This window comes from Chromobacterium sp. LK11 (assembly GCF_001043705.1).
Lineage (GTDB): Bacteria > Pseudomonadota > Gammaproteobacteria > Burkholderiales > Chromobacteriaceae > Chromobacterium > Chromobacterium alkanivorans.
Genome location: NZ_LDUR01000029.1, coordinates 134,300 through 146,916, shown reverse-complemented (window position 1 = coordinate 146,916; position 12,617 = coordinate 134,300). Strand labels below are relative to the sequence as shown.

At 68.8% G+C, this 12,617-nt stretch carries 9 protein-coding genes; all 9 read left to right on the top strand.

Going from position 1 to position 12,617, the window contains the following annotated elements:
* Positions 1-496: 496 nt before the first annotated feature.
* The 9 genes from VK98_RS17700 (at position 497) to VK98_RS17660 (ending at position 12,595) form a co-directional block, all read left to right on the top strand.
* Positions 497-1,429 (top strand): ImpA family type VI secretion system protein, encoded by a 933-nt coding sequence (locus VK98_RS17700; RefSeq protein WP_053077461.1) that lies wholly within the window; start codon positions 497-499, stop codon positions 1,427-1,429.
* A gap of 30 nt (positions 1,430-1,459) precedes the next feature.
* Positions 1,460-1,984, top strand: coding sequence for a type VI secretion system contractile sheath small subunit (tssB, locus tag VK98_RS17695; RefSeq protein WP_048415275.1), 525 nt, complete (start codon positions 1,460-1,462; stop codon positions 1,982-1,984).
* Positions 1,981-3,492 (top strand): type VI secretion system contractile sheath large subunit, encoded by a 1,512-nt coding sequence (gene tssC / locus VK98_RS17690; protein WP_156187936.1) that lies wholly within the window; start codon positions 1,981-1,983, stop codon positions 3,490-3,492. Before tssB ends, tssC begins: the two co-directional genes overlap by 4 nt.
* Before the next feature lie 158 nt (positions 3,493-3,650).
* On the top strand, positions 3,651-4,178 hold the full coding sequence (locus VK98_RS17685) for a type VI secretion system tube protein Hcp (RefSeq protein ID WP_043590675.1): 528 nt from the start codon (positions 3,651-3,653) through the stop codon (positions 4,176-4,178).
* A 117-nt stretch (positions 4,179-4,295) separates the two neighbouring features.
* Entirely contained in the window at positions 4,296-4,742 is a 447-nt protein-coding gene (locus tag VK98_RS17680; RefSeq protein WP_048415274.1) for a GPW/gp25 family protein, read from the top strand.
* Complete coding sequence (gene tssF / locus VK98_RS17675) at positions 4,739-6,601, top strand: type VI secretion system baseplate subunit TssF (protein WP_048415273.1); 1,863 nt, start codon at positions 4,739-4,741, stop codon at positions 6,599-6,601. Before VK98_RS17680 ends, tssF begins: the two co-directional genes overlap by 4 nt.
* Positions 6,598-7,575, top strand: coding sequence for a type VI secretion system baseplate subunit TssG (locus VK98_RS17670; RefSeq protein WP_048415272.1), 978 nt, complete (start codon positions 6,598-6,600; stop codon positions 7,573-7,575). The genes tssF and VK98_RS17670 overlap by 4 nt, the downstream gene beginning before the upstream one ends.
* Entirely contained in the window at positions 7,572-10,193 is a 2,622-nt protein-coding gene (gene tssH, locus VK98_RS17665) for a type VI secretion system ATPase TssH (protein WP_082159113.1), read from the top strand. Before VK98_RS17670 ends, tssH begins: the two co-directional genes overlap by 4 nt.
* Positions 10,184-12,595, top strand: a complete 2,412-nt coding sequence (locus VK98_RS17660; protein WP_048415271.1) for a type VI secretion system Vgr family protein — start codon at positions 10,184-10,186, stop codon at positions 12,593-12,595. Before tssH ends, VK98_RS17660 begins: the two co-directional genes overlap by 10 nt.
* Positions 12,596-12,617 lie beyond the last annotated feature (22 nt).

The following is a 12,617-nucleotide window of genomic DNA, read 5'->3' as shown; positions in this document are numbered from 1 at the left end:
CAAGCGACAACAGGACGCGACGCGCGCCGGACCGGCGCGCCCATTCTCCCGCGCAAGGTCGGCGCGGCCCTGACAGCCGCGGCTGAAAATGCGAATGAAATCTGTCACTTGCAAACCAAGGCTTTATTTTTCAGAGCCGCATTGAAAATCGATTCCGATTAAGCCCTCGGCGGCTTCCATTCCTGTTTTTTTCGCCTGCGTCATCCTCTTCGGCAAGCCTTTTTTGCTGCGAAATTTTCAAGCGGCGCGACGATTCTTTGCATGCGTCCCCGTCATGAAACGCCGATTTATGCATTTGTATTGCCGTGCAATTTTCCCCCGTTTCCCCTGCGTTTACCGGTAAACCTGCCCTCGGCCGTTTATTTGGACAGGCCCAAGCGTTTGCTTATAACTTTGTTCTCGAGTTTTTGTGAAAGCGCGCCAGGCGTTTATCGGCGCCTTATTCAAAACATTGAGGCTGGCTGGAACCGGTCGGCCGCCGGAATCAATATTTTTCATGAACGCTGAAGCCATGAGCCACGCCATCGCCGATATCGCTTTGCCGGACAGCCCGGCCGCGGAAGAGCTGGATTTCGACGCGGACTTCGCCCGCGTCGACGCCGCGATCTGCGAATACGACGCGGTGGGCCAGGTCCCGCTGCGCAAGGGCGCGGAGCCTTTTCACTGGACCAGCGTGGAAAGCGCCAGCCGCGCTTTGCTGCGCAAGGCGGCGGACGTGCGGGTGGGCGTCTGGCTGCTGCGGGCGACCATGGCCCAGCGCGGCCTGGCCGGTGCGGCGGAGGGCTTGACGGCGCTGGCGGCGATCGCGGCGCAGCCGCTGGAGAACATCCGTCCGGCCGGACAGCCGGACGCGCCGGCGGGCGAAATCCACGCCTTGCACCTGGCCTGGCTGTGCGGGCCGGCCTTCCTGCATCAGCTGACGCACAGCCGGCTGAGCGCGGACAGCGAGCTCAGCGTAGGCCAGTTGGCCAAGGACCCGGCCGCGGCGCCGCCGGAAGCGCGGGAACGGGCGCGGCGTGACTTGCCGCGGCTGCGCGACGGCCTGGCCGGCCTGATGGAACTGAGCGAGCGCGAGGACTTTGCCGAGCAGTTCGACTGCGCCGGCCTGAAGGCCTTGCTGGACGAGCTGGAAGCGGCGCTGGCGCCCGCCCTTGCCGCGCCGGCGGAGGCGCCGGCCTTGGCCGAAGCCGCTCCGGCGCCGCGCGCGCCGCCGACCGGCGCGCTGAAGAGCCGCGAGGAGGTGGCGGCGGCGCTGGACTTGATCGTCGCCTACTTCCGCGAGCACGAGCCCGGGCACCCGGCGCCGATCTTTCTGTTGCGCGCCAAGCGGATGCTGGGCGCGGGCTTTGAGGAGTTGATGGCGGAGCTGTTCGCCGAATCGGATGCGCTGGTGGCGAAATTGGATCGCCCCCGGCCTTCACAAGGGTAGTCAACCAATATCAGGGAAAGGACATATGCCATGGCGCGACAGAAGGATGCGCAGAAATTCATCGGGGAAAGCCGTGCGCCCCGCGTGCAGATCGAATACGACGTGGAAGTCTACGGTTCGCAGAAAAAGGTGGAGCTGCCTTTTGTGGCCGGGGTGCTGGCGGATTTGTCCGGCGACAACACCGAGCCGCTGGGCGCGGTGGAAGACCGCCGTTTCACCGAGATCGACGTGGAGAACTTCGACTTGCGGATGGCGCAGATCGCGCCTGAGCTCAGCTACCACGTGAAGAACGTGATCACCGACGACGGCACCTTGATCCCGATCGACTTGAGCTTCGACTCCATGGAGTCCTTCGAGCCGGCCGAGGTGGTGAAAAAGATTCCCGAGCTGGCGGTGCTGCTGGACGCGCGCAGCCAGTTGAAGGAGTTGTTGACCTATATGGACGGCAAAGTGGCGGCCGAGGAGTTGATCGAGCAGCTGCTGAAGGACCTGCATCTGCCCGCGGACGACGCCGCGGCGGGCGAGGCGGCCCAGGCCGACGGGGAGGCGAGATGAGCACCCATGCCGAGATGCTGGCGCCGGCCGCGGCCGGCCAGACCGAAACCACGGTTGACGACGGCCTGAAGGACATCCTGCGCCGCTCGTTCCGGCCGCGCACCAATGAAGCCGCCGAGGCGGTGCAAAGCGCGGTGCAGACCTTGCTGGCCTATGCGCGCCGCAGTCGGGTGGTGGTGCGCGAGGACGTGGCGCAGACGGTGGAGCAATTGGTGGCCGAGCTGGACCGCAAGATATCGGAACAGCTGACCCTGGTCTTGCACAACGAGCATTTCCAGAAGCTGGAAGGCGCCTGGCGCGGCCTGCACTACCTAGTGTCCAACACCGACACCACCGAGAACCTGAAGATCCGCTACCTGAACGTGTCCAAGAAGGAACTGGGCAAGACCCTGCGCCGCTACAAGGGCGTGGTGTGGGACCAGAGCCCGATCTTCAAGATGATCTACGAGCAGGAATACGGCCAGTTCGGCGGCGAGCCCTTCGGTTGCCTGGTGGGCGACTACCACTTCGACCACAGCGCCCAGGACGTGGCCTTGCTGACCGAGATGTCCAAGATCGCCGCCGCCGCGCACACCCCCTTCATCTCCGCCGCCGCGCCCAGCCTGTTGCAGATGGACGACTGGAGCGAGCTGGGCAATCCGCGCGACGTGTCCAAGATCTTCACCGCCACCGAGTACGCGTTCTGGCGCCGGCTGCGGGAAAGCAACGATTCGCGCTACCTGGCGCTGACGCTGCCGCGCTTCCTGGCGCGGGTGCCTTATGGGCCCAAGACCCAGCCGATAGAGGAGTTCGGCTTCGAGGAGAAGGTGGACCCCAACCGCGCCAGCGATTTTTGCTGGGCCAATTCCGCCTACGCGATGGCCGCCAACATCACCCGCGCCTTCAGCACCTACGGCTGGTGCACCAAGATCCGCGGCGTGGAGTCCGGCGGCGCGGTGGAGGTGCTGCCCAAATTCGTGCTGCCGTCCCAGGACAAGGAAGTGGAGTTGCATTGCCCCACCGAGATCGCCATCTCGGACCGGCGCGAGCACGAGCTGTCCGAATCCGGCCTGATGCCGCTGGTTTACCGCAAGAACTCGGACATGGCGGCCTTCATCGGCGCCAAGACCGTGCACCGGCCGGCGGTCTACGAGGACGACGACGCCACCGCCAACGCCAATCTGTCGTCGCGGCTGCCCTATATCTTCGCCACCTGCCGCTTCGCCCATTACCTCAAGTGCATCGTCCGCGACAAGATCGGTTCCTTCAAATCGCGGGAAGACACCCAGCGCTGGCTCAACGACTGGCTGATGAACTACGTGGACGGCGATCCGAGCATTTCCAGCGAGATCACCAAATCCAAGCGTCCGCTGTCCGCGGCCGAGGTGCTGGTGGACGAGCTGCCGGACAACCCCGGCTACTACCGCGCCCAGTTTTTCCTGCGGCCGCACTTCCAGCTGGAAGGCTTGACCGTGTCGCTGCGCCTGGTTTCCAAGCTGCCGTCGGCCAAGCAGGAGGGCGCCCGCTGAGAACCGGTTTCCTGTCCGCAGCGCCTCGGCGATGCGGCCTGGAATCGGGTCTGACGGCGACTGGTTTGGCGCGGGGCGGGAACGACCTGAGTCGCCCCGGCGCTTGCATTCCGTTTCAGGTCTGGCATGTCCATCACTTTTTTTCGGAGTATCGCAACATGGCAAATGCATTGGTTGACTACTTTCTGCAGATCGAAGGTGTCGAAGGGGAATCAACTGACAAGCAGTACACGGGCCTGATCCAGATTCAGAGCTGGCAATGGGCCGAGGAAAACTCGGGCAAATGGGGCTTCGGCAGCGGCGGCGGCGCCGGCAAGGTGGAAATGAAGGACTTCGAGTTCCGCATGGTCTCGAACAAGGCCTCGCCCAAGCTGTTCCTGATGTGCGCCACCGGCGAGCACATCCCGCGCGCCAAGCTGATCTGCCGCAAGTCCGGCAACGGCCAGCAGGATTTCATGATCATCACCTTCGCCAGCGGCCTGGTGTCCTCGTTCCGCACCCTGGGCAATATGCCCTACGCCATCATGGGCCACGGCAGCGGCGACGTGGAAAGCGTGCTGCCCACCGACGAGATCAAGATCAACTTCGCCAAGATCGAGTTCGAATACCGCGAACAGCGCAACGACGGAACCATGGGCGCGGTGATCAAGGCGGGTTACGACCTGAAGCTGAACGCCGCGGTTTAAGCGCCGGCTCAAGGTCCGCAAGATCTTGAACAGACGCTGAAGCAGGCATGCGCCGGGGGTTTCCGGCCTTCTTATCTCTCTATCGGGACGGCGCCGCCAAGGCGGTGCCGGGCAGCCATGACGCCACGACTATTCGACCAACTGTCCGCTCGCGCCGGGCGCGAGACGCTCGCCGCCAGCATTGCGCGCGATCTGGCGCACTTGATGAACGCCGCGCTGCGCGGCGCGCGTCTGCCGCTGGCGGCGGGCAGCCAGCTGGAGACTTCAGTGTGGAACTACGGACGGCCGCCGCTGGCGGAGAGAAAGTCGAGCCGGATCGACCCGGCGCGCGTCAGCGCCCACATCCGCGACGCCATCCGCCGCTTTGAGCCGCGGCTGGACCCGGAGCGGCTGGAAGTGAGCGCGCGCGCCGGCAGCGGGCCGCAGACGCGGCAGCTGCTGTATTTCGACGTGGCCGCGGTGACCCGCGACGGCGGCGAAGCGCTGCGGCTCAGCCTGACGCTGGACTATCTGGACGGCTATTTCGGCCTGCCGCGCGCGGCGGAGGCGGGAGCGGCCGGATGAATTTCCTCGATCACTACAATAATGAATTGCGCCATCTGCGCGAAGCCGGCGCGCGTTTCGCCCGCGAGCATCCGCAGATCGCCCCGGCGCTCGGCCTGCGGCCGAATTCGGTCGCCGATCCCTTCGTCGAGCGCCTGCTGGAAGGCGTGGCCTTTTTGTCGGCCCGGGTGCAGACCCGGCTGGATCTGGAATGCGCGGAATTCGCGCGCCAGGCGCTGGCCCAGGTCTGCCCGCTGTATCTGAGCGCCACGCCGGCGATCAGCAGCTTCGCCTTCCATCCCGACTTCGCCTCGCCGGAAGCCTTCCGCGGCCGCAGCATGCCGCGCGGCACGCTGATCCAGGCGACCTTGCCGGGTTCCGCCCGGCCGGTCACCTTCGCCACCGGGCGCGAAGTGACCCTGCTGCCGCTGCGGCTGGAACGGGCGGAATGCGGCCGCGGCCTGGCCCGGCTGTCCGCCGAGCTGGCGCGGCGGCTGGCCTCGTCCCAGGCCGCCTTGCGGCTGAGCTTCAAACTGGAAGGCACGGTGGCGCTGGGCGAGCTGGCCGCCGTCGAAGGCGGCGCCAAGCCCCTGCAACTGAGCCTGGCCGGCGATCTGCCGCGCGCTTACGCCTTGCACCGAGCGATGCTGGCCGACGTCGGCGCCTGGTACGCGACGGCCGACGACGGCCGCGGCGGCGAAGTTTTGCTGGAATTGCCGCTCAGCGGCCTGCGCCTGTCCGCCGCCGACGAGGACGAGGCCTTGCTGCCGGCCGACCCCGGCGGCCTGCCGGGTCTGCGGCTGCTGCGCGAGTACTTCGCGCAGCCGGCGCGGCTGCTCAGCGTGGAATTGGACGCGCTGGCGGCCTTGGCGGCGCGGGCGCCGGCGGCGCGCGGCTTCGAACTGATCCTGGCCTTGCGCCAGGCGCCGCTGGACCTGATAGGCGAGGTCGACGCCGGCCAGTTCCGCCTGTTCGCCACCCCGGCGATCAATCTCTACCCCAAGCGGCTGGACCCGGTGCCTTACGACCCCAACCAGACCGAGCAATGGATTCCGGTGGACCGGATGCGGCCGGCCGAGCACCACCTGTGGCGCTTGCTGGAAATCAATGTCTGCGACAGCAACGGCCGTTCGCGCGAAGCGCGGCCGGCGCTGGACGCCGGCGGCTACCAGAGCGCTCCGGCGGCGGCGCGCTACTCGCTGCGCCGCGAGCCGGCGCTGCAAAGCGAGGGGCCGCGCCAGGCGCGCCCGGACGCGCTGGGCAGCCACGATCTGATCACCATTTCCGCCAGCGCCGGCGACATCGGCCTGGACGACATCGCCACCCTGACCGGGCGCGCGCTGGTGGCGGACCGCGGCTGGCGGCCGGAAGACCTGCCGGCGGCGGAACTGCGGGCCGAGGGCGGCGCGGTGGCGCGGCTGGAATGCCTGTGGCCGGCCAGCGCGCCGCGGCCGATCCCGGACCTGGAGCGCTGCTGGCAGGCGGTGGCCCATATCGGCCTGAACCCGCTCAGCCTGCGCGGCGCGGGCCGCCAGGACATCGTCGCGCGGCTGGCGGAGCAATTGCGGCTGGCCGCCCAGCCGGAACTGGCGCTGGACCGGCAGCGCATAGACAGCCTGAAGGCCGCGCATCTGCAAGCCGGCTTTCTGCCCGCCGGCCGCGGCTCGCCGCAGGCCCTGGTGCGCGCCGCCCTGGTGGACATTGACATCTCCGCCGTGATGCACGCGGACCGCGGCGGCTGGCTGTTCGGCCGGCTGCTGGCGCAGGCGTTGGCCCAGGCGGTCACCCTCAACGACGGCATCGAGGTCAGCCTGCGGCTGGACGGCGAGTTGGTCAGCCGTCACGGCAACACGCTGCGCGCCGACGGAGAACTGCAATGAAACGGCAGCAGATGATCCGGGAGTTGAATCCGCAACGCACCTTCTTCGAACTGATGCGCCGCGTCGAAACCTGGCAATGGCGGCTGCCGGAGGCGGCCGCGGCGAGCCGGCTGCGGCGCCGGCCGGACTGGCTGGGCCTGGAGCAGGCCGCCGACATGCATTTCGCCAGCAGCGAGATCAGCGGGGTGAAGGTGGAAGAGGCGGAGGAAGACGCCGCGCCGCGCGTCAGCGTGGTGTGCCGCCACTTCGGCCTGTTCGCGCCCTACGGCCCCTTGCCGCTGCACATCACCGAGCACGCGCTGCACGAGCGCCGGCTGGAGCGCAACGCGGCCTTCGAACGCTTCGTCAACCTGGCCTGCGGCGACCTGGCCTGGCTGCATTACGCCGCCCGCGCGGCGATGCATCCGGCGCTGGGCTACGAGCGCGGCCGCCATCCCTTCGCCGAGCGCGTCGCCGCGCTGGCCGGCGCCGCGCCGGAGGCCGAGCCGCTGCTGGACCGCCACGCCGCCGCCTGCCGGCGCAGCCACCCCGGCGCTTATCACGCGCCGCGCCGCTCGCTGGCGGACCTGCAAAAAATCCTGGCCGGCTATTTCGGCGCGCCGGTGCGGCTGTCGCCGCGCCAGGGACGCTGGATTCCGCTGCGCGGCGCCGCCGGGCCGCGCCGGCTGGGCAGCTGGCGCGTCGGCAGCCGGATCTGGGACGCCCAGTACGCGCTGGACATCACCATAGGGCCGATCGACGCCTCCGAGTTTTCCCGCTGGCGGCGCGGCGCGCCCGCGGTGCTGGCGATGTTCGCCGTCGCCGCCGATTTCGCCGATGGCCGGGCCGCCCCGGTCATCAAGGTCCAGATCCGCACCCGGCCGGAACTGGCAGGCAAGGTGGGGCGCATGCGCCTGGGGGTGGACGCATGGTCCCGCCCCGGCGATTCGCTCCGGACTCTCACCGTGTATGAATCTTTCCAGGATCCGCTGTGAACCGAGAACGCATTTTCGGCCGCTTAGGCCCAACCGCATACGACACCTTGGTGGAAGCCACCGCGCTGGGGCGCTCGCGCCGGCACGCGCTGGTGGACCTAGATCATTGGCTGCTTTGCCTGCTGCGCCGCGGCGGCGGCGACGTCGCGCTCTTGCTGGAAGCGCTGGATTGCGAGCCGGCCGCCGCGCTGCAACGCGTGGGCAAGGCGCTGGACGCCGCCGAGGCCGGCGGCGAATCGCTGCGCGACATTTCGCCGGCGCTGGAACGCAGCGTGGCGCCGGCCATCAGCTGGAGCCAGGTGGCCGCGCCGGCCGCCAAGGTGCGCAGCGGGCACCTGCTGCTGGCTTGGCTGGACGAGGAGCCGACGCGGCGCTGGCTGCAGCACCGGGTGGGCCAGGCGCTGGCGAAGTTGTCGTTGGACGACATCGTCGCGCGTTACGAGGCGCTGGCCGGTTCTTGGCCGGAAGCGGCCGACGCTCCCGCCGCCCAGGCTGCCGCCGGCGAGGCCGCCGATCCGGCCGCGGTGCTGCGGCAATGGGCGGTGAGCCTGAGCGAGCAGGCGGCCGCCGGCGAGCTGGACCCGGTGATAGGCCGCGACGCCGAATTGCGCGCGGTGATCGACGTGCTGTCGCGGCGGCGGCAGAACAACCCCATCCTGGTGGGCGAGGCCGGCGTCGGCAAGACCGCGGTGGCTGAGGCGCTGGCCCAGCGCATCCATCGCGGCGAAGTGCCGCCGGGCCTGCGCGGCGCGCAGATCTGGGCCTTGGACGTGGCCAGGCTGCAGGCCGGCGCCGGCGCGCGCGGCGAGTTCGAGCAGCGGCTGCGCTCGGTGATAGACGCGGTGATCGCCGCGCCGGCGCCCGTTATCTTGTTTTGCGACGAAACCCACACCCTGATCGGCGCCGGCGGCAACGCCGGCACCGGCGACGCCGCCAACCTGATCAAGCCGATGCTGGCGCGCGGCCAGCTGCGCATGGTGGCCGCCACCACCTGGTCGGAATACAAGCAGTTCATCGAACCGGACGCCGCGCTGGTGCGCCGCTTCCAGACCGTGGCGGTGGACGAGCCGGACGACGACACCGCGGTGGACATGCTGCGCATGATCGCGCCGCGCTTCGCCGGCCATCACGGCGTGCGCATCGTCGACGCCGCCTTGCGCGCCGCGGTGACGCTGTCGCGCCGCTACCTGCCGTCGCGGCAATTGCCGGACAAGGCGATAGGCCTGCTGGACACCGCTTGCGCGCGGGTGGCGATGAGCCAGAGCTGCCAGCCGGCGGCGCTGGACCGGCTGCGCCACCGCACCATGACGCTGGAGCAGGCGCTGAACTGGCGCGCCAGCGACGCGCGGCTGGGCCTGGCCGAGACGGAGGACGCGGCGGAACTGGAGCGGGAGCGGGCCGAGGCCGCCGCTAGCGCCGACGAGCTGGACGCGGCCCTGCGCGAGCAGCGCGCCGAAGTGGGCGCCTGGCTGGACGCGCTGGAAACCGACGGCGCCGATCCGCGGCGGGCCGAGGCGCTGAGCGGCGCCGAGCGTCTGGTGCGGCCCTGGGTGGACGCCCACGCCATCGCCGAAGTGCTGTCGGAATGGACCCAAGTGCCGGTCACCCAGATGGCCCAGGACGAGGCGCGCCGGCTGATGGCGCTGCGCGAGGGGCTGAACCAGCGCATCCAGGGCCAGGAAAGCGGGCTGGACGCCATCGTCGAGGCGCTGCAAGTGGCGCACTCCGGCCTGGGCGATCCGCGTCGGCCGCTGGCGGTGATGCTGCTGGCCGGCCCCACCGGCACCGGCAAGAGCCAGACCGCGGCCGAACTGGCGCAGGCGCTGTTCGGCGGCGAACGCAATCTGTTGCGCTTCAATATGAACGAATTCCAGGAAGCCCACACCGTGTCCACGCTGAAGGGCGCGCCGCCGGGTTATGTCGGCTACGGCCGCGGAGGCCGGCTGACCGAGGCGGTGCGCAAGAAGCCCTACAGCGTGCTGTTGCTGGACGAATTCGACCGCGCCCACCCGGACGTGCACGAAATGTTCTACCAAGTGTTCGACCAGGGCTGGATGGAGGACGGCGAGGGGCGGCACATCAACTTCCGCAACTGCCTGATTTTGCTGACCAGCAATCTGGGCGACGCCGAAATCGAAGCCGCCTGCGCCGCCGAAGCCGAAGTCTCGCAGTCCCGGCTGGACGCCTTGGCGCGGGAGCGCTTGCAGCGCCGCTTCGCGCCGGCCTTGCTGGCGCGGATGCGGGTGGTGGCTTTCCGGCCGCTGGGCGAGCCGGCCTTGGCCGGCATCGCGCGCCAGGCCTTGGACGACATCGGCCTGCGCCTGAGCGCCAACGGTCTGGACTGGCGCGCCGACGCCGAGGCCGCGGACTGGATCGCCCGCGCGGTGGCCCGGCACCCGGCCAGCGGCCGCGCGGTGGGCGACCTGCTGCGCCAGCGGGTGATGCCGGCCATCGCCCGCGGCGTGCTGGAAGCGCGCGCCACCGACCGCGCCCTGCGCAGCGTGCGCCTGAGCGCCGCCGACAAGCTGGAACTGATTTTCGACGACGGGGAGGGCGTGCCGCTGCCGTCTGCCGCGCCGGCCGAAGCCGCCACCCCGGGAGAAACCGCATGCGTTTGATCGAACTGAACAGCCCCTTGCTGGACGCCGACAGCGTCGCCTTGAGCTTCAAGGCGGACGAGCGCCTGTCGCAAGAGCCCAGCTACCAGCTCGACATCGCCTGCGCCGATCCGGCGCTGGACCTGGACGGCCTGCTGGGCTCGCAGCTGACGGTGGACATCGACCTGGGCGACGAGGGCGTCCGGCCCTTCCATTGCCAGGTGCTGGGCGGCTACGACAGCGGCCAGACCCAGGACAGCTACACCTATACGCTGGAACTGGGCAGCTGGCTGTCCTTCCTGGCCGAGAACCAGAACTGCCGCGTGTTCCAGCAGCTGACGGTGCCGCAGATCGTCGAGCAGGTGTTCGGCGAGCATCAGCGGCCGGACTTCCGCTTCGAACTGGAACACGCCTACGAGCCGCGCGAATACTGCGTGCAGTTCCTGGAGTCCGACCTCGACTTCGTCAAGCGCCTGCTGGAAGACGAGGGCATTTACTTCTGGATCGAGCACCAGCCGGAGCGCCACGTGGTGGTGCTGTCCGACACCCAGCGCTTCGACGATCTGTCCGCCGGCTACGGCCAGCTGCGCTTCCTGCCGGACGGCGACGAATTCCGCCCGGTGCCGGGCCGCGAAGGCGTGCAGCGGCTGCAACGCACGCGGCGGGTGCGGCCGACCAATGTCGCGCTGCGCGATTTCGACTACCACGCGCCGTCCAACCGGCTGGACAGCGACGCCCAGGAAATCCAGGCCAGCCTGGACGGCATCCGGCTGGAGCATTACGACTACGGCGCCGGCTACAGCGACCAGGCCGGCGGCGACCGGCTGGCGCGGCTACGGCTGGAGGCCTTACAGGCGGATTCCCACCAGCTGACCGGCACCGCCAACGCCCGCGGCCTGGCCACCGGCGGCGCCTTCACGCTGGACGGCCATCCGGACGCGGCGCGCAACCGCCGCTACTACGTGGCCGCCAGCCAGCTGACCTTCTTGCAGGACGGGCCGGACAGCAGCGGCCAGGGCCGCAATGTGATGGTCGTGTTCCGCGCGATGCGGGACGACCGGCCGTTCCGGCCGCTGCGGCTGACGCCCAAGCCGGTTCTGCCGGGCATTCAGAGCGCGACGGTGGTGGGGCCGGTGAACGCGGAGGTGCACACCGACAAGCTGGGCCGCATCCGCGTCCACTTCCACTGGGACCGTTACAAGACCCAGGAGGAGGACGCCTCGTGCTGGATTCGGGTATCGCAGGCCTGGGCCGGCAAGGGCTGGGGCGTGCTGGCGATGCCGCGGGTGGGCCAGGAAGTGCTGGTCACCTATGTCGACGGCGATCTGGACCGGCCCATGGTCACCGGCATCGTCTACAACGGCGACAACCCGACGCCTTACGACTTGCCGAAAGACATCCGCTACACCGGCCTGGTCACGCGTTCGCTAAAGCAGGGCCGTTACAGCAACGCCAGCCAGATCACTTTCGACGACCAACGCGGCGCCGAGCGGGTGATGGTGCACGCCGAGCGCGACATGCAGCAGACCACCGAGCGCAATAGCTCGGAGGCGGTGGGGCAGGACAAGAACACCTCGGTCAAGGGCACCTCCACTTCGGTCACCGGCGCCTCGATCAGCTTCACCGGGGTGTCGGTGTCCTTTACCGGCCTGTCGGCCAGCTTCACCGGGGTGTCGACCAGCTTCACCGGCCTGTCCACCAGCTTCACCGGGGTATCGACCAGCTTTACCGGCGTCTCCACCGGCTTCACCGGGGTGTCCACCGGCTTTACCGGCGTGTCCACCAGCTTTACCGGGATCTCGACCGGGTTCACCGGGGTGTCCACCAGCTTCACCGGGGTGTCCACCAGCCTGACCGGCACCAGCACCTCGGTGACCGGCACTTCGCAGAGCATGACCGGCGTGTCCACCTCGATGACCGGCACCAGCGTGTCGGCCACCGGCATGTCGCAAAGCATGACCGGGGTGTCGTCCTCTTATACCGGCACCTCCAGCAGCGTCACCGGCAATAGTTGCTCGGTCACCGGCACCTCCAAGAGCGTGACCGGCACCTCGATGTCGGATACAGGATCGTCCACCAGCATCACCGGCACCTCGATGTCCACCACCGGTTCGTCCACCAGCGTCACCGGTTGCTCGATGTCCACCACCGGTTCGTCCGCCAGCGTCACCGGTTGCTCGGTGTCCACCACCGGCGCCTCCGCCAGCGTCACCGGCTCGTCGATCTCGGTCACAGGTTCGTCCACCGGCGTCACCGGCTCCAGCATGTCCACCACCGGCTCCTCGGTCAGCAGCACCGGCTCCAGCGTGTCCAGCACCGGCTCCAGTTGCTCCACCACCGGGGTCAGCTATTCCTACACCGGCGCGTCCTATTCGGACACCGGCGTGGATCTGAAGAAGCTGGGCATGCAGGTGAAAAGCTGATGACGCGGCCAAGGTTCGGACA